This window comes from Serratia grimesii, from assembly GCF_900186025.1.
Taxonomy (GTDB): Bacteria; Pseudomonadota; Gammaproteobacteria; order Enterobacterales; family Enterobacteriaceae; genus Serratia; species Serratia grimesii.
The window spans coordinates 1586375-1612075 of sequence record NZ_LT883155.1; the positions used below are offsets into that span (position 1 = coordinate 1586375).

Genomic DNA, 25701 nt, shown 5'->3' on the forward strand with positions numbered 1-25701 from the left:
AATGGCACATCAACGAAAAGTAGCATGCGGAACGACACGGCTGACACAGTTGATCCGGATTGCAATCATCGCCGCCGCCGCGCCGATGTTATGGAGTGAAGCAGCGCTGGCAGAATTTAACATGTCGTTTGTACACGGCAATGAAAACTTGAGTAACGCCGAAGCTGTGGCTCAGGGTGATGCTTTGCAACCGGGCGTCTATCCATTTGATATCTATGTCAACTTGACCCAAGTCGATCATAAAGATGTTACTTTTCGTCAGGAAAAAGGGCAGGCTGCGTCTCAGCCTTGCCTTAAAGTTGAAGACCTGCTGAATTACGGTATTAAACTGCCGGAAACCCTGCCCGCAGGCAGCTGTGTTGATTTACCTGCGGTGATTAAAGACGCCACTGTTAGTTATGATGCAGGGGTGCAGCAAATTAATATTTCTGTACCACAGACCATGATGGATTTGAGCGCTGTAGGTGCAATTCCATCGAGCATGTACGATGAAGGCATTAATGCCCTGTTCGCCAACTATACTTTCAATTACAACAAGAACAGCTATCGCCGCGATGACGCAGATGACAGTGAATATACTTTCCTGTCACTGAACAGTGGCCTCAACGTGGGAAGATGGCGCTTGCGCAATAACTCCACGTTGGATAAGCAAAGCGGCAGCGGTGCAAACTGGACTAACCTCTCGTCTTGGGCGGAAACTGACATTGCGCCATGGCGCAGCCGTTTGATCATGGGTCAGGCCAGTACTAATAACAATGTGTTTAACAGTTTTCAGTTCCGTGGTGTTCAGCTCTCCAGTGTAGACGACATGCTGCCTGACAGCTTGCGCGGTTATGCGCCAGTGGTTCGCGGCATAGCGGCAACCAATGCTCGCGTAGAGATCCGCCAAAACGGTTACGTCATTTACAGTACTAACGTGGCGCCGGGTCCTTTTGAGATCCACGATGTTTATCCGCATACTAACAACGGCGACTTGATTGTTACCGTGAATGAAGCCGATGGTTCCCATAAAACCTTCAGCGTAGCCTATTCATCCGTGGCAAATATGCTGCGTGAAGGCATTTGGAACTTCCAACTGACGGCCGGTAAGTATCACAATGGCAATGGTGGCTATCAGCCTAATTTGATCCAGGGTACGTTGGCACGTGGTTTGAACTATGGCCTGACGCCTTTTGGCGGGGTGGTTATGGCTGAGCACTATCGCTCCGCTGCTTTGGGCGTAGGTAAAAGCCTGGGGTCATGGGGTGCAGTGTCGGTTGACGGTTCTATTTCAGATACTGAACTGGCTAATGGTGATCGTAAACAAGGCCAGAGCTTCCGCTTCCTATATTCCAAATCGCTTAACCAGATGGGAACCAACTTCCAACTGGCGGGCTATCGCTATGCCACTTCGGGCTATTACGATCTCAGCGACGCAGTTGAAGAGCGTAATCGCTGGCGCAATGGTGTTTACGCGAATGATTACTGGGATCCGAATGATTTGCAGCCGGGACAGCCATCCTGGAGCAATAACCAGAAGCGAACGCGTTACACTGCTCGCTATGGTAACAAACGTGAACGTGTTGAATTGTCGCTCAGCCAACAATTGTGGGCTGGTGCCAGTTTATATGCCAACGTTAGCCATCAGAACTACTGGGGCGTTTCCGGTAACGATCGCACCATTCAGATGGGCTATAACGATGGCTACAAACGTATTTCCTACGGCGTGTATCTGCAAGATACCCGTGGTCAATATGGTTATTCCGATCGCAGCGTAAACTTCACCGTTTCGGTACCGCTGGATTGGGGTCAGAACAATAATTCGACCACTGCCAACTTCAGTGCAGCGCACAGTAAACAGAGTGGCGACAGCTATTCCACTGGTATCAGTGGAACCATGCTGGACGATCGTCGTATGAACTACTCGGTGTCTACTGGGCATACGCAGTCTTCGGGACAGAATAGCAACCTGAACCTGGGTTACAGCAGTAGCATCGGTAATATCGACGGTAGTTACGCTTATAGCAATAACTATCGCCAAGCTGGACTTGGCCTGTCCGGTGGTCTGTTGGTGCACTCTGGTGGTGCAACCTTAACGCAACCATTGCAGAACACAATTTTGCTGGTAGAAGCCAAAGACGCCAAAGGCGTACGCCTGGAAAACCAACCGGGTGTGACGATCGACCGTTTCGGTTATGCAGTGGTGCCATCGGCTAACCCGTATCGCTACAACTATGTTGCTTTGCGTACCGAAGACTTTGGGCCAGGACTGGATGTGCCGATCGCCAGTAAGCAAGTGGTTCCGACAGAAAAATCAGTGGTGAAAGTTACCTTTGATACCTTCAAAGGGGTCAGCTTGTTGATTCATGCACGCCTTGGGGAAGATAACTTCCCAGCGATTGGTGCTGGCGTGTTTAATGAAGATGGCCGGAACAGCGGTACTGTGGGTCTCAATGGCGACACTTATGTTTCCGGTGTAAAACCGGGTGAAAAACTGACGATTAAATGGGGCCCGAAAGCCGATCAGCAGTGCGTACTGCAGATTCCAGCCAGTGTGGGTAATCAACAAGCTGCTATGGGATATCAGGAACTGACCCTGCAATGCCAAAAACTCTAAGGTGCACCATGAACTTAAGCAAATTCGGACGAAATACACTTCTGTCACTGGTGGGGTTGGCAGGGTTGGCAATGGCACAGCAAGCAGCGGCAATGCAATGCCGCTTCGGTAACTCAACCAGTTCCAGCCGGCCAACCGGCAGCGTCACGCAGGATATCGACGTTGGTCGCCCGATCGTGCTGGCCGCCAGTGACTTTGTTAAAGGCAATTTGATCTGGCGTTCGCAGCCCTTCACGTCCACCTTTACCTGCTGGGATACCGATGGTTACCCGCAGGGGGAACACGCCTATATCTACTGGAATCCGCAAAACGCCTTCGGTGGGTTGGACAAATCACTGGAAATTGGGGTTTCGATCAACGGACGTGACTATGACGCGATCAACCTCAAGCAGAGTTCTAATCGGCCAACCGGCCCTGACCTCGGCCCGGGTACCGTGCGTACCAATGGTAGAAACAAGGCGGCTCCTCAGGCAGTAACAGCGAGTTACTCGGTATACATTAAAGCCACCGGGGTTAAACCACCAGCGGGTAATTTTGCGCCATTGGCGCGTGCTTCATTGTTCCAGATTGACGGTGAACTGGGCCTGAATGCTACCAAAGACAGTAACTTTAACGCCTACATCAAAGGACTGGACAAGATCCGCGTGATTCAGTGTAACCCGCAGATCAGCGTGCTGGCGAATAACGGCGCCAGTGTTGATTTTGGTGTATTGAGCACTACCAGCGCCAAAACGGGGACCGTCGCTAAACAGGTACCCTTTGATATCAAAGCTACCTTGACGGGGGGGGAGTGCGCAGGACAGTCATTGCAGGCAAGTTTTAGCAGCACCAACTCGGATCCTTCAGATAACACGCAGATTTTGCCTACAACCAAACCAGGTGTAGCGATCTTTTTGACCCAGCAGCGTGATACTAATAAGAAGCCGATCCCTTTACAGACCAACGTAGACTTTGGTGGTGTATTACAGGATAAGCAGAACGAAGTGTCTGAAACCTTTATTGCTAACCTGAAATGGCTGACGAATACGCCGACACCAGGGGTATTCAACGCGACGGCTAACGTAGACGTCACGTTCAAATAAATGTCGCTGCAGTAAATAATGCCACCGCTATTAAAACACCAACATGGTGCTTAAAAGGGGTGGCATTTTGCCATTCTATTGATGCCTTATTGGCCCATCCAATTACCACATTTACCATCCAGACATTTACCCGCATACCACAGATGCACCCCCGGTGACTCATGGCGATGCCCGTTCAGTGGTTCTATCGGCTGTGGGGTCATCTCTGCGACATCCCAGCGGGTCGTGCGGCGATATACCGCCGGTGTTTTGCCAAATTGTTTTTTAAATGCGCGTGAAAATGACGGTTGGGAATCGAAATGATATTGCAGGGCGATATCGAGAATGGGGCGAGGACTTGAACGCAGCGCCTGCGCGGCCTGCGACAGACGGCGTTCGCGGATATAGCTGCCCAACGCATGCCCGGTGGTGGTGCGGAACATCCTTTGTAAGTGCCACTTGGAGTAGCCTGACTTGGCCGCCACGTTGTCTAACAACAGCGGCTGATCAAGATGAGTTTCAATCCAGTCCAGCAAATCATGAATGATATTAACGCGATCCATTGTTTAAGTTCTCCCGCGGGTACGACATTCAGGTCACAGTAGGTAAAGTAATTATCCAAGCTAGTTCTTTGATAATAGGCTGCGCATTCGGGTTACGCAAGTGTTAACTGGGGTGCGAAAGGTAGCGAAAAGTGCTCTTGCAGTGGCGGGGGAATAAAAAAGGCCGCACGAGGCGGCCTTGAGATAAGGGGGAAACGGGTATCAGTTTGTTTCCGGCTTCACTTCGATATAGTCCAACTGCAACACGCTGCTGGTGTAGCCGCGGATCTTGTTGGTCATTTCAATATCGCCGTTCAGCTTGTGGCCGTAGGACGGAATGATTTCTTTCAGCTTGCTCTGCCATTCCGGTGTCGCCACTTTATCTTTGAACACGGTTTCCATCAGATGCAGCATGATCGGTGCGGCAGTAGATGCGCCCGGTGATGCACCCAGCAGGGCGGCAATGCTGCCATCTTTAGCGCTGACCACTTCAGTACCGAACTGCAGCAGGCCGCCTTTTTCATCATCTTTCTTGATGATTTGTACACGTTGGCCGGCAGTCCACAGCTTCCAGTCCGCCTGTTTGGCTTCAGGGAAATACTCTTTTAGCGCAGCGAAACGGTCGTCGTCGTTCATCATCAACTGACCCACCAGATATTTCACCAGGTCGAAGTTATCCAGACCGACGTGAGTCATTGGCATCAGGTTGGAGGTGCTCAGGGAATGCAGCAGATCAAACAGTGAACCGTTTTTCAGGAACTTGCCGGAGAAAGTGGCGAATGGCCCGAACAGCAGGACGCGTTTGCCATCCAGCATGCGGGTATCCAGGTGTGGAACCGACATCGGTGGTGAACCTACGCTGGCCAGGCCATAAACCTTGGCCAAATGCTGGTTAGCAATTTCCGGGTTGGTGGTAACCAGGAACTGACCGCCGACCGGGAAGGCGCCGTAACCTTCGGCTTCAGGAATGCCGGTTTTCTGCAGCAGCGTCAGTGAAGCACCACCTGCGCCGATAAACACGAACTTGGCGTTAACGGTGGTTTCTTTACCGTCGCGGTTCAAGTCGGCCACGGTTACGCGCCAGGTGTTGTCAGCGTTACGTTTGATATCACGCACTTCATGGCTCAGGTTCAGCTTGAAGTTTGGATTTTTGGTCAGCGTATCCACCAATTGATGGGTGATCACGCCAAAGTTGACGTCGGTACCCAGTGGCATGCGGGTCGCAGCAATTTTTTGCTTCGGATCGCGACCGTCCATCACCAGTGGTGCCCACTGTTTAATTTGGTTGGCGTCTTCTGAGTACTCCATACCACGGAACAGGGTGCTATGTTGCAGCGCCGCATAGCGTTTGCGCAGGAAGTTGACGTTATCGTCACCCCAAACAAAGCTCATGTGTGGCACGCTGTTAATAAAGGATTTTGGATCTTTCAGGACATTGTTTTTCACCTGATAAGACCAGAATTGACGAGAGATTTCAAAAGACTCGTTCACCACCACGGCTTTGCTGATATCAATGGTGCCATCTTTTTTCTCTGGGGTGTAATTCATTTCAGCGAAAGCTGAGTGGCCTGTCCCGGCGTTATTCCAGCCGTTGGAGCTCTCTTCTGCCACGCCGTTCATGCGTTCGTACATGTCGATGGACCAGTTTGGCTCCAACTCATGCAGGTAAGTCCCCAGCGTGGCGCTCATGATGCCGCCGCCAATCAGTACCACATCAACGGTCTTATTCTCTTCTGCTGCGGCCTGTTGCGTGACGCCAAACAGGTTCAGACAGAAAATCAGGACGAGTAATTTTTTCATTTAATCAAATCTCTTGTGTGTATACCCGTCGCCTTTCAAGTTGCGCGTTGTTACCTACACTCGCTCACCCCAGTTACTTACTGAAGTAAGCGCCTGGAGATGAGCGAGCTGGGCGCCTGGCCGCAACTTGAAATTCATAGGGTATAAATTCTACTCATTGCAGGTGAAAGAATTTATCGGGAGCTACCCTGGAAATAAGTAAAACTAACCCGCCCGGCAAAACCGAGTCGCAGTGATAATGTCTTTTTGTTAATCGTTTTTTTAACGAAAAGTAGATTATTACAGGCTGTCTGGGGACAGGTTGTTCAACTCTGGTTACTGAGGGGATATTATTGTTTGCAATATTGTTAAAAACTACTTTTGTAATTAAAAAAAGCGGATTAAAGGCAGGAATAATTCATTTATTATTTTTATCTAAATATAACCGCTATATTTGCAGGGTTTAATTGTCGCTGATTTAAACGATATTCCGTTATCACACAATATTTATGGAATAATGACAATCGGCTTTCGGTAACAAAAAGAAAATGGCCGCTCTACATGCCGGCCATGAGTAGGCTAACGCGGTTGCCACACGCCGCTGTTGAGAGTGTCAGCAATATAGGCACTGAAATCACGCGGCGCACGCCCCAGACTCTGCTGAATGCCTTCGGTCACGGAAGCGTTGCGTCCGTCCAGTACCGTGCTAAATAGATATTCCAGTAGCGTGACCATTTCCGCCGGCAGTTGCGCTTCTCGCAGGTAACCGACGTAATCTGCGACAGGCACTTGCTGGTAGTGAATCTCATGCCCGCTGGCAAGGGCTATTTCGCCAACAGCCTGTGCAAAGGTCATCAAACGCGGGCCGCTCAACTCATACAGCGTATTGCTGTGACCAGGCTGGGTGAGGGCCGCGACAGCAGCGTCGGCGATATCTTCTGCATCAATAAAGGGTTCGGGGATCTCGCCAGGTGGCAAATAGACCTGGCCATTTAACAGGTCGTCGAGAATAAAACTCTCACTGAAGTTTTGCATAAACCAACTGGCGCGCAACACCGTCCAATCCACACCGCTGTTTTTAACCACGTCTTCCGCTTGGTGGGCTTCGTTTTCACCGCGGCCACTAAGCAGCACAATTTTTTGCACACCGCTGTTTACCGCCTGCCGACAAAAGCGCTCCACGGTATCGATGGCGCCGGGTACGGCAAGATCGGGTTGGAAACTGAGGTACAGCTTTTTCACACCTTGTAAGGCCGGTTGCCAGGTGGTGTTATTTTGCCAGTCAAAAGGAAGAGTTGCACTACGATGCCCGGCCCGTACGGGGATCCCCAGCTGTTGTAACCGTGTTGCCACACGGCTGCCAGTTTTCCCGGTAGCGCCTAAAACCAGAATTGGTGACTCGTTTTGGTTGTTGTTCATGGTGTCGCTCCAAATGTGAGTATTACTCATGTTTTGTAAATATGATAAACCCTCGTATTATTGTCAAGGCAGTTTTTGTTCAAAGGACGACGCATGATGAATGATAAGCAAAAAAAATCGCCCGCACTGCGGCGTAAACCCAGCCAAACGCGTAGCCGGGAAAAGGTAAAATTGATTCTTGACTGTGCGACGGCACTGATAGCCGCGCAGGGCAGCGATACGATGCGTATGAGTGAAGTGGCGCAGAATGCCGGTATTTCTATCGGGGCGCTGTATCAGTATTTCCCGGATAAAACGGCGATCGTCCGCGTGTTGGCACAACGCTATAACCAAGAAGCGCGTGAATGTATTGAACAGGGGCTCGTTCAGGTCCAGACGTTACCCCAGTTAATCGAAGCATTTAACTGCCTGATCGATGAATATTATGCGTTGTTTATGGCTGAGCCGGTCATGCGGGATATCTGGGCGGCGACTCAGGCCAACAAAACCCTGCGTGAAGAGGAAGTGACGGAAAGCCGGCTGAACGGCGCATTGCTGGCAGCGGCAATACGTCGGCTGCGGCCGCAAGCGGATCCCGCATCGGTTGAAAATGCGGCCTTCTTGCTGATGCATTTGGGGGAAGCCACAATGCGGCTGGCGGTGAGTACCGGCCCAGATGAGGGCCGTGATTTGGTGGCGAGTTATAAACAGATGGCAGCAAAGATGCTGGCAGATGCCTAAAGGTTGTCTTGTGCCAATGCCTGATTCCACTCTTCATTCAGCATTGCATAAATCAGCTCATCGCCCCATTCGCCGTTGAAGCGATCATTTTGTCGCAGGTGCGCTTCTTTACGCATACCCAAACGTTCAACCACGCCGATCGACCCGCGATTAGCGGCATCGAGACGGGCAAAAATGCGGTGAAAACCCACTTGGCTAAACCCACGTTCCAGGACTGACCGCACTGCCTCAATGGCATAGCCCTTACCCGCGTAGGCTGGGTTGAAGATATAGCCGATCTCCCCTTGTAACGCGGCGCGATTAGCCAGCTTTAACAGGACTTCACCGATCAGATCGCCACTGTCTTTCAAAGTGACGGCACAATAAAAAACGTCGCCGTCTTTGCTGAAACGCGAAGCTACCGCTTCGGTAAGCAAGTCAGTGAGTTGCATGTCGTTGGGTGTTGGTGCGTACAGATAACGATAGACCTCTGGCAAGCGATGGTAAGTTGCATAGGCATCGAGATCGGCAGGCGTAAAGCGGCGTAGTTGCAAGCGTTCAGTAGCGAAGGGCAAAGTAATCAAATTCAAAAGCTGGTCCTTATTTTTTGGCCGGCTCATACTGGTTTTTTTAACAGGCTGGGAAACAATAAACTGACTAGCATAAATAAACGCAGTAACGCCATGAAGAGCCTTTCTCGAAAGTGAAAGCGTTCTTCAATATAGCAGTTGCCTGCTGTTTATAAAGGGTAAAAACGCTATTCATCCCTGGAGCACCAGGCGATGAACAGCGTTTGGATTTCTGGCTATTAACTTACTTAATCGCCATAGCGTCACGCATGGTATAGAACAGATCAGTTTGATCGGTCAGTCCAACCACGTTGGCGGCATGCGGGCCGTAGGCAGCAACCCGTAATTGTGTGCCGGTGTGTCCCTGAGAATCTTCTTCTGAATTACCGTAGCTGATGGTCATTGGTGCACCATCTTTGGTGGTCAGCATTTGCGTCAGACCAGGCGCCTTGGCATCGGCAGCGATAATCTGGCTGGAGTGGGCATGGTCAGCGGTGACGATCACCAGGGTATTGCCATCGGCACGGGCGAATTCCAGCGCTTTCTGTACTGCTTCATCCAAATCGACAGTTTCACCAAATTGACCGCATGGGTTGGCGGCATGATCCTGCTTGTCGATCGATGCCCCTTCAACCTGCAAGAAGAAACCGTTTTGATTGGTTTTCAGCAGGTCGATTGCTTTTTCAGTCATGGCTGCCAGCGTTGGGATATCCGCAGTGCGTGTCGGATTGTTCTCGCAGGTTACCGCAGGTTTGTCGATATTGCCGTGGTAAGTGGCTTTTGGCCCTTGCCAGCGAACCGGCATATTACCTGCGGCAAACAGCCCCAACAGCGGTTTTTGCTGATTAGCCACGCTGACGGCGTTCAGGGCATCAAGGTTTTCGACCCACTGATAACCGAGAGCAGTTGCTTGGTCTTTCAGCGATTTTCCTTGCCATTCACCGCTTTTCGCTAGCTGATTAAAGGATTTGGCACCCCCACCCAATGTGACGTCAGCGCGGGCTTTGAGTAACTGCTCAGTGATGGAACCGCGACCGCCGTTTTCCAGCGCGTTGGTTGCACATTTTTCACTGGTCTCTTCCGGGCCGTAGCATTTACGCGAGGTGACGTGAGAAATTTGTGCTGCCGGCGTCGCATCCTGCAGCTCGGCAGTGGAGACGTTACCGGTGGCTTTACCCGCAGCTTTGGCGATCTCTAACAGTGTCGGCTGGTCTTTACCATTGACGTCGACGCCGAGTGCACCGTTATAGGTTTTAACGCCGCTTGACCATGCAGTCGCTGAGGCGGCGGAGTCGGTAACATAATCTGGCTTATGGGTTTTTTTATCGAGCGAGTAATGGGTGTATTGGCCGGTCAGCGGCAGGGCATCGATACCCTTAAAATAACCGCCGGCACCTTCGGCATAGTTACGTGCCGAAGTAATTTCCGAATCGCCCATGCCATCGCCGATCAGCAAAATCACGTTTTTGGCTGTTTTGTTAGACAGTGACGCTTTTAGCGCAGCGGTTTGATCGCCGTTCAGTCGGCGTGCGCCGCCGGGTTCGACGATGTCGCCGCGTGCTGCACGTTCGGAAAGGCTTGCGGTATTGACAGAAGTGTCATCGGCGAAGGCGGTGGAACATAATAAGGCGGATAATACGGCACCGGCGATCAGGGAAACGGATTGCTGCATGGGGAAAGCTCCTTGTCGTAATATAACAACATAAATAGCATCAATTTGTTACGCAGGGAGAGTAGTGCAGGGGTGTGACATTTTTATGACGGTTGTGAGAATGGGATAACCGGGCGGCTATCCCAGGCAATAAACTACGCGTTACGGGCGGGAATATTCAAACCACGCTGCACTGCTGGACGTGCCTGGCCGCGTTCCAGCCATTGTCCCACGCGAGGGAAGCTGTCGAACTCAACCAGCTCGCGGGCTTCGTAGAAGCCGATCAGATTACGCACCCAACCCAGAAGTGAAATGTCAGCGATGGTGTAATCTTGGCCCATGATCCAATCGCGGCCTTCAAGTCGGCTTTCCAGCACGCCGAGCAGGCGTTTGGATTCATTTTTATAGCGTTCTAATGGGCGTTTATCCTCATATTCACGACCGGCGAATTTGTGGAAGAAACCGAGCTGACCAAACATTGGGCCGACCGCCGCCATCTGGAAAAATACCCACTGGATAGTTTCATAACGTCGGGCGGGATCCTGTGGTAGAAATTTCCCGGTTTTTTCCGCCAGATATAACAGGATGGCACCGGATTCAAACAGGGCCAGTGGTTTGCCATCAGGGCCATCGGGATCGATGATCGACGGGATTTTGCCGTTCGGATTCAGCGACAGAAACTCTGGTGTCCAGGTTTCGTTCTTGCCGATATCGATCAGGTGCGGCTCATAAGGCAGACCTATCTCTTCCAACATGATGGAAACCTTTACGCCGTTGGGCGTCGGCAGAGAGTAAAGTTGCAGCCTTTCCGGATGCTGGGCGGGCCAGCGTTTGACGATCGGGAATTGGGTTTGATCGATCATGAAGAGTCCTCGGGTTGACGGTGTGCTTTCTCAGTATTGCAGCAAAGCTAACGCGGCGCAGGGTTAAAGCGTGATATCAAAATGTGCTTTCAGTACTTTTTTACCGGTGGGGGTGAGTTGCAACTCGCGACTATCGAGTTGGCGTCGGATCCAACTGCGTTCGATAAATGTATTGAGCAGCGCCGCGCCAAGTGCACCACCAAGGTGAGCTTTACGTTCGCTCCAGTCCAGACAGCTGCAGGCGAATCGTCGTCGCGAAAGAGCCGCAGAACAGTCAACGCCCAACTGAGTTAAAGCCGTACGGCCCATATCACTTAGCCGGTAATTTTCGTCGCCCTCCAGCCAGCGTAACTGGTGCAAACGGTCATGCAGTTTTACCGCGATTTCACCCGCCATATGGTCATAACAGGTACGGGCGAACTGTAGGGATGTTGGGGTACTGCTTTTTACGATAGGCTTTTCGACACCGGCCAGCGCCATCAGCGTTTCCAGCGCAGCCGCCACAGCCGGTCCGGTCAGGCGGAAATAGCGATAGCGCCCCTGTTTGATACATACGATCAATCGCTGTTCCAGCAAGCGAGCCAGATGCCCGCTGGCGGTAGAGGCCGCCACCTCAACCGCAGCGCTGAGCTCGGTTGCGGTATAGGCGCGTCCATCCATCAGCAGGCACAGCATGCGTGCCCGGGTGCGGTCGGCAATTGCGGCGGTCAGCGCCGCCAGGCGATCTTCAATATCGATGTTATTCATACTTCGAGCTTAGGCGAAGTATGGCTGTCAGTCTAGCGCTAGGATATGTCCTCACACTGGCTTAGCCTGATGGAGAACAACATGACAGTTTGTCCTTATACCCGTGCCATCTCTGCCGTCACGGCTGATGATCCACTTGCGGATTATTTACAGATGGCACCGATGGCGTTTCAGTCGAGTTTGAATAGTTGGGTTGTGGCTTCCCCGGTAGCAGTGCGAGACGTGCTGCACAATGCCGACTTTGGGGTGCGTCCTGCACATGAACCCATCCCCGCCGCTTTATTAAACACACCAGCGCAGCCTATTTTTGGTGCGCTGGTACGCATGCAGGATGGTGAACAACATCTCAAACTGAAAGTGGCCATCCAGCAAACGTTAGCTACGTTTGATGCCACGCTGATCCAGCAAACCGCATGGGACGTAGCGCAAAAATTAATGCCTTCCCCACCGTCAGACGCACTTCAAATTACCCGTTTCAACTATGCGCTACCGGTTTGTGTTATTGCCGCGCTTCTGGGCGCCCCTGCGGAGGCTTGGCCGGCGTTAGTCGATGACATACTGGATTTTTCTCGTTGCATTGCGCCGGGTGGCAGTGAACAACAGGTTGAACGTGGGATCTTGGCCGGGCGGCGCCTGTCAGTACATCTGGCAGAATGTAGTGGGCCGTTATGGTTAGGTTTACAGCAGACATGCATGACACAAGGTATTGACGGTCAGGTAGTCATGTCCAATGCCATTGGGTTGATGTTTCAGGCATGTGAAGGAACTGCCGGCTTGATCGGACAGGCATTGCTGCTGATGCGGAGCCAACCGGGGAACGCGCAGGAACTGATTGCGCAAGTCCTGTCCGACACTCCCTCGATTCAGAACACCCGTCGTTTTGCGCTCAGGGATACGCGAGTTGCGGGATGCCCGATATTGGCTGGACAGAGCGTCTTGGTATTGTTGTGCGCAGGGGGTGAAAGTTTTGCTTTTGGTGAGGGCGCACATCGTTGTCCAGGAGCAGATTGGGCGGAAATTATCGCGCAGTGCGGCATTGAACATTTATCCGGATTGAGTATTGATCTACAGATGTTGAACAACGTCCATTGGCGGTCTTCGCAAAACGCACGAGTACCTGAATTTACCTCTGGCAGGAGCGCATTATGATTGCCGTTATTTTTGAATTACAGGCTGCCGATGGGCAGCGTGAAACCTATCTTAATTTGGCTGCTGAGTTGAAGCCGCTTCTGGCGGAGATTGACGGGTTTATTTCCATTGAACGTTTTCAAAGTCTGGCCGATCCGCAGCGGTTGCTGTCGCTTTCCTTCTGGCGGGATGAGGCCGCAGTTCAACAGTGGCGGAACATCGAACAGCACCGAGCTGCACAGGCACGTGGCCGCCATGACGTGTTGGCGCACTATCGCCTGCGGGTGGCCGAAGTGGTGCGCGACTATGGTCTGGATCAGCGAGAACAGGCCCCTCAGGACAGTCGCGGCTATCACGTCGGTTCAGAAAAAACCGCCTGAGTGGGCTATCAGGGCGCCATTATTTGGCTTGGCTGTCGACGTTCATCGTGCCAGCGTAGTTTACACCTATACCCCAGTACCTCAGCTTGCACGATGCTCAGCATAGAGCAAGGCTGTTTGCCGATTTCTTCGTGAAACCCGGTGCGCTTAGCGCGTTTCAGTTGGCCGTTGACAGCCTTATCCTTTTATCTTATTGATAACGGATGAACAGAAGCCTTTTTTCATTCGCGCAGATTATTATCACCATTCTCAGAGTGGTGGGATAGCGCGTCTGTTTTAAGCGAAACCCCGCCAGTCAGGCGGGGCAAAAACGTCCTCCGACTGGCAATATCCTCAGGAGGAAGTTATGGAGAATCATCCCCCCGCAGTTTTGCACTTGATGTGTGGTAAAGCCGGTTCCGGCAAGTCAACATTGGCCAATAGCCTCGCACAACAGCCCCATACATTGTTGCTGGTTGAAGACAGTTGGCTGGCAACGCTGTATGAACAACAGATGGAGACTCTGCAAGACTACGTTCGCTATTCAGCCCGGCTACGCCAGGCATTGAGTGAGCATATTGTGCAACTGCTGCGTAATGGGCTGTCGGTGGTGCTGGATTTCCCAATGAATACGCCGGATCGACGGCTGTGGGCACGGCAATTAGCCGAGCAAGCTGGTGTTGAGCATTGCCTGCATTTTTTGGATGTTAGCGATACGCAGTGTAAGGACCGGATAAAAATCAGAAATGAGCGAGGTGATCATCCCTTTGTGTTAACCGAAGAGGCATTTGATCTGCTCACTCAGTACTTTGTTGTTCCCACTGAAGAAGAGCGTTTGTCCATTGCCCGATATGCCTGAGAACCGGAGCGAAGGCAGGCCTAATTAGGCACTGCCTTCTTCAATATTATGATTATGCCGTTGCGTCAAACGCAGAGTGGAAAGCGACCTCACCACCAGGTAGCGTGCCGTCGAATGCAATTACCTGGAAATATTCTGCTGGGATACCCGGTAATATCAGGCCGTCCTGTGCCTTGAAACCAAAGCGTCCATAGTAATCAGGGTTGCCCAGTACCACACAGCCTGCACCGCCGATATCGCGAAGTTGGGCCAGTAACTGACGGATCAACTCACTGCCTACGCCTTGATTTTGCTTCTCCGGTAACACCGAAACCGGTGCCAGCCCGTACCAGCCTTGTGCGCCGTCGCTGACTGTTACCGGTGATAAGGAAGCGTGACCAATCAGTCGGCCATGCTGCTCGGCAACCAAAGACAGAGAAAGTGCACCGGCACGGCGCAACGCGTTGACGATAAACTGCTCGGTATGACTACTGTGTTCTGCATCCATAAATGCTGCCGTGGTCAGGGCTTCGATGGCTCGGATGTCGGTCGATGTTTCATGACGGATAATAAAAGTCATAGTGGTATCCAAATAAATACGTGTGAAACCGGCCGAAGCATACGCCCGGCCGATAAAAATGATTAGCGGTTATCCAATTGCGCGCGTACGGCCTTAAGCCCGTCGATAGTGACGCGATAAGGGCGTCCCTGGCGGGAAAGGATCAGGCGCTTGGTTTTGAGCTTGGTGAAGACGGCCAGAGAACAATCGGCCAGGCCTAACCCTTCGCGGGTTAAGCATTGAACGTGGGTCACACGACCCGCGTCATCACGGGTGAATGCGATATAGCCGCCTTTGGCCAACACGTGCAGCACGCGTTGTTCCGCTTTGGAAATGTTCATGTTGGAAAATCCTGCAGTAAACCCAGATACGCGTATCCCCACGCAAATGCGTGTCAGATACGTCAGAATCCCCCTGCCAAAACGGCAAGGAAATGACTATCGGGTGACTACAATCTCCAACATACAGGCCTCGGGTAGTGATAAACGCCAGAAAGGCGTTAAAGCGCAGTTAATTTAGCCAAAGGTGATTGGGTTGTCAATTTGCCGATGGTGTTGAGGCCATCGGCAATGGGCTATCAGAAAGGCTTGGTCGGCAGGTATTTACCGTCCAGGGTGATCACCGCGCGTTCGCCACCGTCCGGATCCGGCACTTTTTTGATATCCAGTTTGAAGTTAATCGCGCTGATAATGCCGTCGCCAAACTGCTCATGTACCAGTGCTTTCAGCGTGGAACCGTAAATTTGCACCATTTCGTAAAAGCGATAAATGGTCGGATCGGTCGGTACACCGCCAGGGATGCTGCCGCGTAGCGGAATGGTTTGCAGCAGACGCACGGCGTCTTCGTCCAGATCAAGCTTAGCGGCAACAACGCGGGCAGCTTGTTCTGGTAGCGGATGCTGGCCCAGCAGTGCCGCGGTGACAAACGCCAAACTCAGGCCAGTACCTTCATTAATCGCTTCGAAGGTCAGATTTTTGCGGATCTTAGCGTTCATAATGATGTCGGTTAAGGCTTCGCGTGAAGATGAGTGATGCAGTGACTGTGTCATATTGTCTCCTTAATAATGAAATTAAAAACGTGGTACGGCAGGGGTTGCCGTGACATCAGGATTAGTGGCCAGTGGAATAAAACGACGGGTTTCACCGTCCAGCGCTTCAATGCAACCGCTGGCGATGTCATAAACCCAGCCGTGCAGTTTCAATCGCCCTTGTTCAAGCGCCAGGGCAACGGACGGATGGGTTTTAATATTGGTCAACTGTGCGATGACGTTTTCACGTACCATCGAACTGACGCGCTCCTCCTTGGATATGTGCTGATACGCCTGATTTACCGCCTTGGCGGAATCGGCATAGCGCAGCCAGTTAGCCACGGTTGGCATATGATCCAGGCACTGGCAAGTAGCAATCGCAGTCATCGCACCACAGTCGGAATGCCCGCAGATCACGATATCTTCCACTTCGAGTGCAGAGACGGCATATTCCACCGATGCGCAGACGCCACCGGGCTCTGGACCAAATGAAGGCACAATATTGCCGGCATTACGGATCACAAACAGGTCGCCAGGTTCTCGCTGGGTAATCAGTTCTGGCACCAGACGGCTGTCAGAACATGAGATAAACAGGGTGCGTGGGCTTTGTTGAGTAGCCAATTGCTGGAACAATGCCGTACGTTCGACGAATGCTTCGCGCTGGAACTTCAGAAAACCCTCGATCACTTCTTTCATAATTTCTCCATCGGGTTGCTGTTAAGCGATGGATGTATCTTGCGCTGTGCTAGCTATAGGGTCTAAGACCCATTTATAATGATAGTCATAGGAATTACTAATAGTAGGTGCGCTATGTTGTTACGACATATCCGTTATTTTCTTGCTGTAGCCGAGCAGGGCAATTTCACCCGCGCGGCCGAAGCCTTGCATGTCTCACAACCGACGTTATCGCAGCAAATCAAACAGTTGGAAGAGCAACTTGGCACACCCCTGTTTGATCGCAGTGGCCGTGCGGTGCGTTTGACCGACGCTGGCGTTGCCTGGATGCGTTATGCCCGACTGGCATTGCAAGATCTGGAAGCGGGAACGCGGGCAATTCACGATGTGGCGACATTGGAACGTGGCTGCCTACGGTTAGCGATGACACCAACGTTTACTGCCTATTTGGTTGGTCCGGTTATTGATGCTTTTTATCAGCGCCATCCGGGGATATCGTTGAGTATTCAAGAGTTGACGCAGGACAGAATCGAGGCGTTGTTGGCGGAGGACCGACTGGATCTGGGCATAGCTTTCGGCCAGGCACAATCGACGGATATTACGGCTGAAGACCTATTTAGTGAGTCCTTGGAGATGATGGTGGGTGTGAACCACCCCCTGGCCCAACAGCAACACCCTTTGACGGCGGAAGAGTTTGGCCGGCAACCCCTTGCGTTGCTGAGCGAGGATTTCGCGACCCGCCAGTTTATCGACAGTTATTGCCGCCAGCAGGGTATCCGGCCACAGGTGGCCGTTGAGGCCAATGCTATTGGCGCTATCGTTGAAATTGTACGCCGCGGTCAGCTCGCCACTGTGTTACCCGCGGCGATTTCCCAGGCAAATCCGCAGTTGCGCTCAGTGCCGTTGAATAGCACGATGCCTGCTCGTCGGGCGGTATTGTTGCAACGGAAAGACGCGTACCGCAGTGCGGCATTGCGGGCATTTGTGACTGTTTTGCATCAGCAGGATTTGATGTTGGCACATTCCAACCCGGTATAAAACCGGTTGAATAGGGAGACTTTTATGAAAATGATTTTTCGCGTTGTGACTTTGCTTGTTGTTTCTTTCTGTTCCCTCAACGCTTACACCGCTGAGCAAAGCAGTGAAGAGACAGAAAATGTTTTATCCAAAGTCAGCAATTTCTCTTTGGGAATGAATGGGTTTGTTGGCATTGGCAGCGTTGGCGAAACCGAGTTAATAAAAATCCTGACCTATCAGGATGCGGGAGCCATTTTCTTGCGTATTGCCAAAAAACCGCAGGCAACGCCAGAAGCGAAACTTTATGCCGCCTGTGGCTTAAAAAAGCTAAATAACAACGACGGCGAAGCCGATTTTACCCAAGAATGGGATAAACCGGTTTCGGTATTGAAAGGGGATGTTTTAAGGACAGAAAAGTTTAAAGATGTTTATTTCAGTATCTTAAAACATGGCTGCTGGTGATTTCGTTAGTCCAGAAAGCACATTGGCACAGGATTCCCCGCCAGATGGATAATACCGGGTTGGCGGTATCCGGTTCTGTCACCTAATTATGGCGCTTTGCAAACAAGGTTCCTGCTGCCAGCGGTGGCTAAGAAATTCGACCAACGCCCGAGCCGCTGGCCCCACAGGCCCCGGTGGATAAACGGAATAAACCCCTGTCTCTCTACCCGTCCATTGCGGCAACACCTGCACCAACTGACCCAAACTGATGGCGTCGGCCATGGTAGCTGCGGAATGAAACGCGATACCTTGTCCATCGAGACAAAACTGTTTAACTGCATCACTGTTGTCTGCACGCATCCTGCCCTTGGGGCGAAAAAGGGTTTCGCCTTCAGGGCCAAACAGGCGCCAATTATCACCGTCGTGGCTCGCGGTAGAAACCAGACACTCGTGCCATTGCAACTCCTTCAGGGTTTCCGGTATACCACGCTGCTGCAGGTAGTTCGGCGCGGCAACAAGAATGCGCCGATTATTGAGCAACTTGCGTGCTACAAGGCTCGAGTCTGGCAGGCGGCCGATACGGATTGCCACGGCTACGTGTTCTGCGACTATGTCGACATAACGGTCAGTCATCAGCAGGTCTATCCGTAATTTGGGATAGTGCATCATAAAGGCTGACAGGTGCGGCGCGACGTGAAGGCGACCAAAGGACAGAGAAGTACTAACCCGCAGTGTTCCCCGAGGCTGGTTTTGCTCATCGCGCATACGTTCATATGCTATGTGCAATTGCTCAAGTGCGGCACTGCAATCGGTGAAGTAACGCTGGCCGGCATCGGTCAGCGACATGGCCCGAGTGGTGCGATTGATCAGCAGCATATCAACCTGCAGCTCAAGTTTTTTGACCAGGCGACTAATCGCCGAAGGGGTCATATTGAGCCTTTGTGCCGCCTTGGCGAAGCTTTGGTGTTCCGCCACAGTGACAAAGACTTTCACCAGATGCAGGGAAGGTTCTTCCATTCGTTCTCCTGAGGAATGAATATCTGAAATTCGCGGCTATTATCATCCAGATTGACGATGGTTAGAATGCGTTTTTTCTTGGGAGAATTTTATGGACCTCAACAGTAACGCCACCATTTTTGCCAATTTACACCGCCAGCGACATCCCTTGCGTCTGCCCAATGCCTGGGATGCCGGCAGTGCATTGTTGATTGAAAGCCTCGGTGCGGCGGCGATCGCGACTACCAGCGCCGGTGTTGCCTGGTCACTTGGCTACCGCGACGGGGATCAGTTGCCGTTGGAACCCCATCTGGCGAGCATAGCGGCAATAGCCCGGGTGATTAAAGTGCCGCTCAGTGTCGACATTGAAGGCGGCTATGCCACGCATGAACATAGCTTCGAAAATGTAGTAGCCCGCTTTATTGATGTTGGTGCGGTTGGCATCAATATTCAGGATGGTGCAGGCTCCCCGCAAATACTGTGCGAAAAAATTAGTCAGGCGCGTAGTGTGGCGGAACGCTTGGGCGTCAAACTGTATATTAATGCCCGAACGGATGTTTATGCGCGTAATCTGACTTCTGCCGCCAAGCGGATGGATGAGACGCTGTTGCGAGCAAAACTTTATCGCGACGCCGGAGCCGACGGTCTGTTCGTTCTGGGGGTGACAGATCCGGAAGCGATCCGTCAGATTGCCGGCAATACTGATCTGTTACTCAACGTAATCACCTGGCCTGGTCTTCTGCCCGCCGACAGGCTGGCTGAACTTGGCGTTCGGCGAGTGAGTGTTGGTTCATGGATCCCGCAAACGCTGTGGGCAAGCACTATCAAATTAGCCGCGGGCTTTTTGGCTGACGGCAACTCAGAGCCGTTATTCACAGATGCGGCATCTTATGCGGATATCAACGGTCATTTTCCGGATTAACCCGCTTGTCTGTCGGGTGGGGGTTACCGCATCCGACCGTTCTGGCAAACAATCTGCTTGCCTGGCTTCCACCACCGCCGCATCTTTGCTCAAATTGTCACCGAAACTTCCCGCGATCTCTTATCCCCGTTATGGCATAATGCGCGCCAAATCACATTCCCAATGATATGAAGAGCGAGCGCTGTGTTAAGCACTAACAACATCACTATGCAGTTTGGCAGTAAGCCGCTGTTTGAAAACATCTCCGTCAAGTTTGGCGGCGGTAACCGTTATGGTTTGATCGGGGCCAACGGCTGCGGTAAATCCACCTTTATGAAAATCCTGGGTGGCGATCTGGTACCGAGCGGCGGCAACGTGTTCCTCGACCCGAACGAGCGTCTGGGTAAACTGCGTCAGGATCAGTTCGCTTTTGAGCAATACAGCGTGCTGGACACCGTTATCATGGGCCACCATGAACTGTGGGCAGTGAAAGAAGAGCGTGACCGTATTTACGCGATGGCCGAAATGAGCGAAGAAGACGGCTATAAAGTGGCCGATCTGGAAGTGGCTTACGGCGAAATGGACGGTTACACTGCCGAAGCGCGTGCCGGCGAACTGTTGCTCGGTGTAGGCATTCCGGTTGAACAGCATTACGGCCCAATGAGCGAAATTGCACCGGGTTTCAAGCTGCGTGTATTGCTGGCACAGGCGCTGTTCTCCGATCCGGAAATCCTGCTACTCGATGAACCGACGAACAACCTGGACATCGATACTATTCGTTGGCTGGAGCAGGTGCTGAACGAACGTAACAGCACCATGGTTATCATTTCGCACGACCGTCACTTCCTGAACATGGTGTGTACTCACATGGCGGATCTGGATTACGGCGAACTGCGTGTCTATCCAGGCAACTACGACGAATACATGACGGCAGCGACTCAGTCGCGTGAACGTCTGATGGCGGATAACGCGAAGAAAAAGGCACAGATTAACGAACTGCAATCGTTCGTGAGCCGCTTTAGCGCCAACGCCTCCAAATCAAAACAAGCAACCTCACGTGCCCGCCAGATAGACAAAATCCAGCTGGAAGAAGTGAAGGCGTCAAGCCGTCAGAACCCGTTCATCCGTTTCGATCAGGACAAGAAACTGTTCCGTAACGCGTTGGAAGTCGAAGCATTGACCAAAGGCTTCGACAACGGTCCACTGTTCAGCAAGCTTAACCTGATGGTTGAAGTCGGCGAAAAAGTCGCGGTATTGGGTCCGAACGGTATTGGTAAGTCTACCTTGCTGAAAACGTTGGTTGGCGATTCACAGCCGGACAGCGGCAGCGTGAAATGGTCTGAAAACGCCAAGATCGGTTACTACGCGCAGGATCACGAATACGAGTTCGATGACACCCTGACGGTGTTTGACTGGATGAGCCAGTGGAAACAGGAAAAAGACGACGAGCAAGCGGTGCGTAGCGTGCTGGGTCGTTTGCTGTTCAGCCAGGACGATATCAAGAAGAAAGTGAAGGTGTTGTCTGGTGGTGAGAAAGGCCGCATGTTGTTCGGTAAGCTGATGATGCAGCGCCCTAACATCCTGATTATGGATGAACCGACGAACCACCTGGACATGGAATCCATCGAGTCGCTGAACATGGCGTTGGAAATGTATGAAGGCACCTTGATCTTCGTTTCCCACGATCGCGAATTCGTTAGCTCGCTGGCAACCCGCGTACTGGAAATGACACCGACCAAGGTGATCGACTTTACCGGCAACTACGAAGACTATCTGCGTAGCCAGGGTATCGTATAACTCTCAGGTAGGGGCGCTGCATGCTGCGCCCAAAGAAGATAACCAGTGATAATCTAAGGCGGGAATATTCCCGCCTTTTTTGTGTCTGCTATTCTCCGCCACACACCTCGCACTGCGGATTCTTCGGCAGTTTCATTTCGCGGAACTGCATGGTCATGGCATCAAACATAAGTAGTTTACCGGTGAGGGGCTGACCGTATTGTGTCAGTAGCTTGATGGCTTCCATGGCCTGTAAGGTGCCAATCGTGCCGACCAGCGGTGCCATCACTCCGGCTTCAACGCAGGTTAACGCGTTATCACCGAATAATCGGCTCAGGCAGCGGTAACAAGGTTCGTCAGGTTGATAGGTAAAGACACTGAGTTGCCCCTCCATGCGGATCGCCGCACCGGATACTAACGGTGTGCGTTGTGCATGACACAGACGGTTCAGCAAGTCGCGTGTCGCCACGTTGTCTGTGCAATCCAGCACCAAATCACAGGCGGTAATCTGCGCCGCCATCTGTTCATCGTCCAGTTGCCCATCAAGTGTATCAATGTGGACATGGGGATTGATCCCGCTTAATTCGATGCGGGCAGATTCCACTTTTGCCATGCCGATGCGCGCATCGCGATGCAGAATCTGGCGTTGCAGGTTGGAGAGCGAAACGGTGTCGAAATCAACCAACGTCAGGTGACCCACGCCCGCCGCAGCCAGATAGGGGGCGGCGGCGCAACCTAACCCACCGAGGCCGACAATCAGCACCCGTGCGGATTTCAGTTTCTCTTGGCCGTCGAAGTCGAAGCCACGCAGGATAATTTGGCGGTTATAGCGGAGTGCTTCGGCATCGGTTAATTCCGGCAGCATATTCAGTTCCTCAGCAGGGCGTTGAAGGGCTCAATTTCGACCATTTCGCCTGCAGCAACAGAGCCGCGTTCACGCTCCAAGACGATAAAGCAGTTACCCTGACTGAACGAACTGAATATGTGTGACCCTTGATGCCCGGTGGTACTCACTTCTAACTCACCCTGCACATTGCTGGTAAACACACCACGCTGAAAATCGAGGCGGCCAGGTGCCTTCTTCAATGGCGTCAATGCACGTGCTTTTAGACGCGGTGGCAAATGCCAGTCGCTGTGTCCGACCAGTTTTGCCAAGAGGGGTTGTACCAGTTGGTAGAAGGTCAGGGCTGCGGAAACCGGATTGCCCGGCAGGCCGCAGAACCAGGCATGTTTTAATTTACCGAAAGCGAAAGGTTTACCCGGCTTGATTGCCAGCTTCCAGAAACTGACTTCGCCCAATTCATCCAGCATCTGCTTGGTGTAGTCGGCTTCACCCACGGAGACGCCACCGCTGCTGATCACCACATCGGCCTGACTGTCCGCCTGCTCGAAAGCGGCGCGCAGCGCTTCTTGATTATCGCGGATAATACCCAGGTCGATCACCTCGCAGCCCAGCTGTTCCAGCATCAGGCGTACCGCAAAGCGATTGGTATCGTAGATTTGCCCAGCCTGTAACGGCTGGCCGACCGGTTGTAACTCGTCGCCGGTAGAGAACACCGCGACTTTCAGTTTGCGCATCACCTGGACTTCGGCAACGCCGAGCGAGGCCAACAACGGTAACTGTGCTGCACCCAATCTCACACCTGCCGGCAACACGCCTGCACCCTGACGAATATCTTCCCCCGCCAAACGGATGTTTTGCCCGTTTTGCACTTCAGCGGTGAAGCGTACGCCGACATCGCTCACCTCTGCTTGCTCCTGCATGATTACGGCCTCTGTGCCGGCAGGGACAGGCGCGCCGGTCATGATGCGAATACAGGTATTTAGCGGCCAGTCACCGTTGAACGGTGCACCAGCAAAGGCTTTCCCCGCCACAGGCAGCGGCGTGTTAGCCTGCAAATCGGCGAGACGAACAGCGTAACCGTCCATGGCCGAGTTGGCGAACGGTGGCACATCAATAGGAGATATCACCGGTGCAGCAGTAATGCGGCCCGCGGCGGCGGTCAGGGCAATGGATTCAGACTGCTGTAGGGGAGAAAGCTGGCTGAGCATCTTCTCTAATGCCTGCTCCAGGGAAATGAGATCGGATGTATGACAATGATCCATTGGGGGAACTCCGTAATCAGGGTGCGCGAAATTTTCGGCAAAGTAGGGGTATTATGAAGGATGCTATGCTGAAGTAAACAACAGGAGGCAGTGATGCACAGACAGGTATTAGACTTCTGGTTCGATGAGATCGAACCGGCTTTGTGGTTCAAAAAGGATGATGATTTTGATCGCCTTCTGCATACGCGTTTTAATGAGATTTGGCATGGTGCTGCCGCCGGGGAGTTGGCGCACTGGCGAGAAACCATTGAGGGGCGGCTGGCGGAGGTGATTGTGCTCGATCAGTTTAGCCGCAACCTGTTCCGTGGTACGCCACGTTCATTTGCCAGCGATTGCATGGCGCTGGTGTTGGCGCAAGAGGCGATCCGCAGTGGGGAGTGTGAGCAACTCAGCAAGGAACAACGGGGTTTTCTCTATTTGCCGTTTATGCACTCGGAATCGGCGCTGATTCATCAGCAGGCGCTGGTGTTGTATACCGAGCTGGATAATGGTGACCAGCTGGAGTTTGAATTGCGGCATAAAGCCATTATTGACCGTTTTGGTCGTTACCCACATCGTAATGCGATATTAGGCCGCGTCTCAACCCCGGAAGAAGAGGCATTTTTGTTGTTGCCGGGTTCGGGGTTCTGAATATTGATCATCTGCGTTCAGCCTGCAAAAAAACAGCAGGTTGAACGTGTAGCCGCGAGATATTCAGAGATATCGGTTATTTCTCTAGATAATACTTCTCTATCTGCCAGGTGTTTTTACCAAAAATCCCAATCGTTATTTGTGACATTTTGAGTGCGTTCTAACTCTCTGTTTTTATTCCATTAAGCTATTTCAATGTGCGAAATAATCTAAGCGGGCTACGCTAAATGCAGAGTGATGACTTAATGCTTTACATAGAATGCTGGGCTAAATATAGTCGGGAAAAGATAAAATAAATAATTATCAGCCCGGGAACGGTGCGGGATTAACACAGGGTGTCAGGCAAATGAGCAAACCAGTGATTGCTATTCATGGCGGTGCGGGTGCGATTACCCGTGCGGCGCTGAGTGTTGAAAAGGAACACGAGTATATTTTGGCGTTATCCAGCATTGTCGGTGCGGGCCAGGAAATTCTGGCCAGAGGCGGCAGCGCATTGGATGCGGTTACCGAAGCCGTAAGGCTACTGGAAGAGTGCCCGTTGTTTAATGCAGGCAAAGGTTCCGTATTTACTCATCAGGGCACGCATGAATTGGATGCCTGTGTGATGGATGGACGCACGTGTGATGCTGGTGCTGTGGCATGCGTGAGTCGGATACGCAATCCGGTGCTGGCTGCGCGCGCGGTATTGGAAAATAGCCAGCATGTCTTGTTCGCCGCTGAGGGCGCAGAGAAATTCGCTGCCGCCCATGGCCTGGAAATGGTCTCTCCTGACTTCTTCTTTACCCAACAACGTTTTGACCAGTTGCACCGTGCTCAGGCGGAGCAGGGACGCGTGCTGCTCGATCATGATGGTGCAGCACAGGCCAGTGAGCCTATCGATCCCGATCGTAAATTCGGCACCGTGGGTGCGGTGGCGCTGGATGCATTAGGCAACCTGGCGGCGGCCACATCGACCGGTGGTATGACGAACAAACAAGCAGGCCGAGTGGGCGACACGCCAATTATCGGCGCCGGTTGTTACGCCAATAATGCCACCGTGGCCGTGTCCAGTACCGGCACGGGCGAAATATTCATGCGCGGCGTGTCGGCTTATGACGTTTCTGCCTTGATGGAGTATGCCGGCTTCAGTCTGCAGCAGGCCAGCGACCGGGTAGTAATGGAAAAGCTGCTGGCGATGGGCGGCAGCGGCGGCATGATCGCCATCGACAGTCACGGTAACGTGGCGCTACCTTTCAATAGTGAAGGCATGTACCGCGGTTTTGGTTATGTCGGCGATGCGCCGTCGGTAGGGATTTATCGCTAATCGATCACCAGGAGGGTGC

The 25701-nt window shown here is 52.3% G+C and carries 26 protein-coding genes; 12 read left to right on the plus strand and 14 right to left on the minus strand.

Annotated elements, in window-relative coordinates; translation table 11 throughout:
• Position 1: 1 nt before the first annotated feature.
• Both SGBXF1_RS07455 and SGBXF1_RS07460 read left to right on the plus strand, forming a co-directional pair.
• A complete protein-coding gene (locus SGBXF1_RS07455; protein WP_037424570.1) occupies positions 2–2596 on the plus strand; it encodes a fimbria/pilus outer membrane usher protein in 2595 nt (864 codons plus the stop codon).
• 8 nt (positions 2597–2604) lie between these two features.
• On the plus strand, positions 2605–3678 hold the full coding sequence (locus tag SGBXF1_RS07460) for a fimbrial protein (RefSeq protein ID WP_061807056.1): 1074 nt from the start codon (positions 2605–2607) through the stop codon (positions 3676–3678).
• Positions 3679–3764: 86 nt separating this feature from the next.
• Here SGBXF1_RS07460 and SGBXF1_RS07465 read toward each other — a convergent pair whose 3' ends face one another.
• The 3 genes from SGBXF1_RS07465 to SGBXF1_RS07475 all read right to left on the minus strand — a co-directional run bounded on the left by SGBXF1_RS07465 (position 3765) and on the right by SGBXF1_RS07475 (position 7397).
• Complete coding sequence (locus SGBXF1_RS07465) at positions 3765–4220, minus strand: helix-turn-helix domain-containing protein (RefSeq protein ID WP_061807057.1); 456 nt, start codon at positions 4218–4220, stop codon at positions 3765–3767.
• A 201-nt stretch (positions 4221–4421) separates the two neighbouring features.
• Positions 4422–5999, minus strand: coding sequence for a malate dehydrogenase (quinone) (gene mqo / locus SGBXF1_RS07470; RefSeq protein WP_037424576.1), 1578 nt, complete (start codon positions 5997–5999; stop codon positions 4422–4424).
• Between the two features lie 558 nt (positions 6000–6557).
• Positions 6558–7397 carry an NmrA family NAD(P)-binding protein gene (locus SGBXF1_RS07475; protein WP_186428083.1) on the minus strand — a complete coding sequence of 280 codons (840 nt, stop codon included), beginning with the start codon at positions 7395–7397 and terminating at the stop codon, positions 6558–6560.
• Positions 7398–7490: 93 nt separating this feature from the next.
• On the opposite strand from SGBXF1_RS07475, the gene SGBXF1_RS07480 reads away from it, so the two are divergent.
• A complete protein-coding gene (locus tag SGBXF1_RS07480) occupies positions 7491–8117 on the plus strand; it encodes a TetR/AcrR family transcriptional regulator (protein WP_238321011.1) in 627 nt (208 codons plus the stop codon).
• On the opposite strand, the gene SGBXF1_RS07485 is transcribed toward SGBXF1_RS07480, so the two are convergent.
• The 4 genes from SGBXF1_RS07485 to SGBXF1_RS07500 form a co-directional block, all read right to left on the minus strand.
• Complete coding sequence (locus SGBXF1_RS07485) at positions 8114–8686, minus strand: GNAT family N-acetyltransferase (RefSeq protein ID WP_186428084.1); 573 nt, start codon at positions 8684–8686, stop codon at positions 8114–8116. The genes SGBXF1_RS07480 and SGBXF1_RS07485 overlap by 4 nt on opposite strands.
• Before the next feature lie 223 nt (positions 8687–8909).
• Positions 8910–10337 carry an alkaline phosphatase gene (gene phoA / locus SGBXF1_RS07490; RefSeq protein WP_186428085.1) on the minus strand — a complete coding sequence of 476 codons (1428 nt, stop codon included), beginning with the start codon at positions 10335–10337 and terminating at the stop codon, positions 8910–8912.
• Positions 10338–10471: 134 nt separating this feature from the next.
• Complete coding sequence (locus SGBXF1_RS07495) at positions 10472–11179, minus strand: glutathione S-transferase N-terminal domain-containing protein (protein WP_186428086.1); 708 nt, start codon at positions 11177–11179, stop codon at positions 10472–10474.
• A 63-nt stretch (positions 11180–11242) separates the two neighbouring features.
• Positions 11243–11926: an ArsR/SmtB family transcription factor gene (locus SGBXF1_RS07500; RefSeq protein WP_130379826.1), complete on the minus strand. Its 684-nt coding sequence runs from the start codon at positions 11924–11926 to the stop codon at positions 11243–11245.
• Between the two features lie 81 nt (positions 11927–12007).
• On the opposite strand from SGBXF1_RS07500, the gene SGBXF1_RS07505 reads away from it, so the two are divergent.
• The 3 genes from SGBXF1_RS07505 to SGBXF1_RS07515 all read left to right on the plus strand — a co-directional run bounded on the left by SGBXF1_RS07505 (position 12008) and on the right by SGBXF1_RS07515 (position 14272).
• Positions 12008–13075: a cytochrome P450 family protein gene (locus SGBXF1_RS07505; RefSeq protein ID WP_186428087.1), complete on the plus strand. Its 1068-nt coding sequence runs from the start codon at positions 12008–12010 to the stop codon at positions 13073–13075.
• Positions 13072–13434: an antibiotic biosynthesis monooxygenase family protein gene (locus SGBXF1_RS07510; protein ID WP_130379830.1), complete on the plus strand. Its 363-nt coding sequence runs from the start codon at positions 13072–13074 to the stop codon at positions 13432–13434. The genes SGBXF1_RS07505 and SGBXF1_RS07510 overlap by 4 nt, the downstream gene beginning before the upstream one ends.
• A 346-nt stretch (positions 13435–13780) precedes the next feature.
• A complete protein-coding gene (locus SGBXF1_RS07515) occupies positions 13781–14272 on the plus strand; it encodes a P-loop nucleotide/nucleoside kinase family protein (RefSeq protein ID WP_186428088.1) in 492 nt (163 codons plus the stop codon).
• Positions 14273–14324: 52 nt separating this feature from the next.
• Here the strand turns inward: SGBXF1_RS07515 and SGBXF1_RS07520 are convergent, their stop codons facing one another.
• From SGBXF1_RS07520 to SGBXF1_RS07535, 4 genes are all read right to left on the minus strand, one after another.
• Positions 14325–14831, minus strand: a complete 507-nt coding sequence (locus tag SGBXF1_RS07520) for a GNAT family N-acetyltransferase (protein WP_061807065.1) — start codon at positions 14829–14831, stop codon at positions 14325–14327.
• A 62-nt stretch (positions 14832–14893) separates the two neighbouring features.
• Complete coding sequence (locus SGBXF1_RS07525; protein ID WP_012005965.1) at positions 14894–15151, minus strand: YjhX family toxin; 258 nt, start codon at positions 15149–15151, stop codon at positions 14894–14896.
• Between the two features lie 236 nt (positions 15152–15387).
• Entirely contained in the window at positions 15388–15858 is a 471-nt protein-coding gene (gene cynS / locus SGBXF1_RS07530; protein WP_186428089.1) for a cyanase, read from the minus strand.
• Positions 15859–15879: 21 nt separating this feature from the next.
• Positions 15880–16533: a carbonic anhydrase gene (locus tag SGBXF1_RS07535; protein WP_037424600.1), complete on the minus strand. Its 654-nt coding sequence runs from the start codon at positions 16531–16533 to the stop codon at positions 15880–15882.
• 114 nt (positions 16534–16647) lie between these two features.
• Between SGBXF1_RS07535 and cynR the strand changes: the two genes are divergently transcribed.
• Positions 16648–17550 carry a transcriptional regulator CynR gene (gene cynR, locus SGBXF1_RS07540; RefSeq protein ID WP_186428090.1) on the plus strand — a complete coding sequence of 301 codons (903 nt, stop codon included), beginning with the start codon at positions 16648–16650 and terminating at the stop codon, positions 17548–17550.
• A gap of 24 nt (positions 17551–17574) precedes the next feature.
• Positions 17575–17991: an MchS3 family protein gene (mchS3, locus tag SGBXF1_RS07545; protein WP_186428091.1), complete on the plus strand. Its 417-nt coding sequence runs from the start codon at positions 17575–17577 to the stop codon at positions 17989–17991.
• Between the two features lie 78 nt (positions 17992–18069).
• Here mchS3 and SGBXF1_RS07550 read toward each other — a convergent pair whose 3' ends face one another.
• Complete coding sequence (locus SGBXF1_RS07550) at positions 18070–18987, minus strand: LysR family transcriptional regulator (RefSeq protein ID WP_061807068.1); 918 nt, start codon at positions 18985–18987, stop codon at positions 18070–18072.
• A gap of 91 nt (positions 18988–19078) precedes the next feature.
• Here SGBXF1_RS07550 and SGBXF1_RS07555 point away from each other — a divergent pair, with 91 nt between their 5' ends.
• Both SGBXF1_RS07555 and SGBXF1_RS07560 read left to right on the plus strand, forming a co-directional pair.
• Positions 19079–19888 carry an isocitrate lyase/PEP mutase family protein gene (locus SGBXF1_RS07555; protein ID WP_061807069.1) on the plus strand — a complete coding sequence of 270 codons (810 nt, stop codon included), beginning with the start codon at positions 19079–19081 and terminating at the stop codon, positions 19886–19888.
• Positions 19889–20071: 183 nt separating this feature from the next.
• Positions 20072–21664, plus strand: a complete 1593-nt coding sequence (locus tag SGBXF1_RS07560; RefSeq protein WP_073963419.1) for an ABC-F family ATPase — start codon at positions 20072–20074, stop codon at positions 21662–21664.
• Positions 21665–21752: 88 nt separating this feature from the next.
• On the opposite strand, the gene moeB is transcribed toward SGBXF1_RS07560, so the two are convergent.
• On the minus strand, positions 21753–22508 hold the full coding sequence (moeB, locus tag SGBXF1_RS07565) for a molybdopterin-synthase adenylyltransferase MoeB (protein WP_186428092.1): 756 nt from the start codon (positions 22506–22508) through the stop codon (positions 21753–21755).
• A 2-nt stretch (positions 22509–22510) separates the two neighbouring features.
• The gene (moeA, locus tag SGBXF1_RS07570; protein WP_186428093.1) at positions 22511–23749 is read right to left on the minus strand and encodes a molybdopterin molybdotransferase MoeA; all 1239 of its coding nucleotides are present in this window, start codon (positions 23747–23749) and stop codon (positions 22511–22513) included.
• Positions 23750–23842: 93 nt separating this feature from the next.
• Between moeA and SGBXF1_RS07575 the strand changes: the two genes are divergently transcribed.
• Positions 23843–24379 (plus strand): DUF924 family protein, encoded by a 537-nt coding sequence (locus tag SGBXF1_RS07575; RefSeq protein WP_186428094.1) that lies wholly within the window; start codon positions 23843–23845, stop codon positions 24377–24379.
• Positions 24380–24725: 346 nt separating this feature from the next.
• A complete protein-coding gene (locus tag SGBXF1_RS07580; protein ID WP_186428095.1) occupies positions 24726–25682 on the plus strand; it encodes an isoaspartyl peptidase/L-asparaginase family protein in 957 nt (318 codons plus the stop codon).
• Positions 25683–25701 lie beyond the last annotated feature (19 nt).

Excerpts from the sequence above, each read along its gene's own strand:
- SGBXF1_RS07455 (WP_037424570.1), top strand. The coding sequence starts at position 2 with ATGGCACATCAACGAAAAGTAGCATGCGGAACGACACGGCTGACACAG.
- SGBXF1_RS07460 (WP_061807056.1), top strand. The coding sequence starts at position 2,605 with ATGAACTTAAGCAAATTCGGACGAAATACACTTCTGTCACTGGTGGGG.
- SGBXF1_RS07465 (WP_061807057.1), bottom strand. The coding sequence starts at position 4,220 with ATGGATCGCGTTAATATCATTCATGATTTGCTGGACTGGATTGAAACT.
- mqo (WP_037424576.1), bottom strand. The coding sequence starts at position 5,999 with ATGAAAAAATTACTCGTCCTGATTTTCTGTCTGAACCTGTTTGGCGTC.
- SGBXF1_RS07475 (WP_186428083.1), bottom strand. The coding sequence starts at position 7,397 with ATGAACAACAACCAAAACGAGTCACCAATTCTGGTTTTAGGCGCTACC.
- SGBXF1_RS07480 (WP_238321011.1), top strand. The coding sequence starts at position 7,491 with ATGATGAATGATAAGCAAAAAAAATCGCCCGCACTGCGGCGTAAACCC.
- phoA (WP_186428085.1), bottom strand. The coding sequence starts at position 10,337 with ATGCAGCAATCCGTTTCCCTGATCGCCGGTGCCGTATTATCCGCCTTA.
- SGBXF1_RS07495 (WP_186428086.1), bottom strand. The coding sequence starts at position 11,179 with ATGATCGATCAAACCCAATTCCCGATCGTCAAACGCTGGCCCGCCCAG.
- SGBXF1_RS07500 (WP_130379826.1), bottom strand. The coding sequence starts at position 11,926 with ATGAATAACATCGATATTGAAGATCGCCTGGCGGCGCTGACCGCCGCA.
- SGBXF1_RS07505 (WP_186428087.1), top strand. The coding sequence starts at position 12,008 with ATGACAGTTTGTCCTTATACCCGTGCCATCTCTGCCGTCACGGCTGAT.
- SGBXF1_RS07510 (WP_130379830.1), top strand. The coding sequence starts at position 13,072 with ATGATTGCCGTTATTTTTGAATTACAGGCTGCCGATGGGCAGCGTGAA.
- SGBXF1_RS07515 (WP_186428088.1), top strand. The coding sequence starts at position 13,781 with ATGGAGAATCATCCCCCCGCAGTTTTGCACTTGATGTGTGGTAAAGCC.
- SGBXF1_RS07520 (WP_061807065.1), bottom strand. The coding sequence starts at position 14,831 with ATGACTTTTATTATCCGTCATGAAACATCGACCGACATCCGAGCCATC.
- SGBXF1_RS07525 (WP_012005965.1), bottom strand. The coding sequence starts at position 15,151 with ATGAACATTTCCAAAGCGGAACAACGCGTGCTGCACGTGTTGGCCAAA.
- cynS (WP_186428089.1), bottom strand. The coding sequence starts at position 15,858 with ATGACACAGTCACTGCATCACTCATCTTCACGCGAAGCCTTAACCGAC.
- SGBXF1_RS07535 (WP_037424600.1), bottom strand. The coding sequence starts at position 16,533 with ATGAAAGAAGTGATCGAGGGTTTTCTGAAGTTCCAGCGCGAAGCATTC.
- cynR (WP_186428090.1), top strand. The coding sequence starts at position 16,648 with ATGTTGTTACGACATATCCGTTATTTTCTTGCTGTAGCCGAGCAGGGC.
- mchS3 (WP_186428091.1), top strand. The coding sequence starts at position 17,575 with ATGAAAATGATTTTTCGCGTTGTGACTTTGCTTGTTGTTTCTTTCTGT.
- SGBXF1_RS07550 (WP_061807068.1), bottom strand. The coding sequence starts at position 18,987 with ATGGAAGAACCTTCCCTGCATCTGGTGAAAGTCTTTGTCACTGTGGCG.
- SGBXF1_RS07555 (WP_061807069.1), top strand. The coding sequence starts at position 19,079 with ATGGACCTCAACAGTAACGCCACCATTTTTGCCAATTTACACCGCCAG.
- moeB (WP_186428092.1), bottom strand. The coding sequence starts at position 22,508 with ATGCTGCCGGAATTAACCGATGCCGAAGCACTCCGCTATAACCGCCAA.
- moeA (WP_186428093.1), bottom strand. The coding sequence starts at position 23,749 with ATGGATCATTGTCATACATCCGATCTCATTTCCCTGGAGCAGGCATTA.
- SGBXF1_RS07575 (WP_186428094.1), top strand. The coding sequence starts at position 23,843 with ATGCACAGACAGGTATTAGACTTCTGGTTCGATGAGATCGAACCGGCT.
- SGBXF1_RS07580 (WP_186428095.1), top strand. The coding sequence starts at position 24,726 with ATGAGCAAACCAGTGATTGCTATTCATGGCGGTGCGGGTGCGATTACC.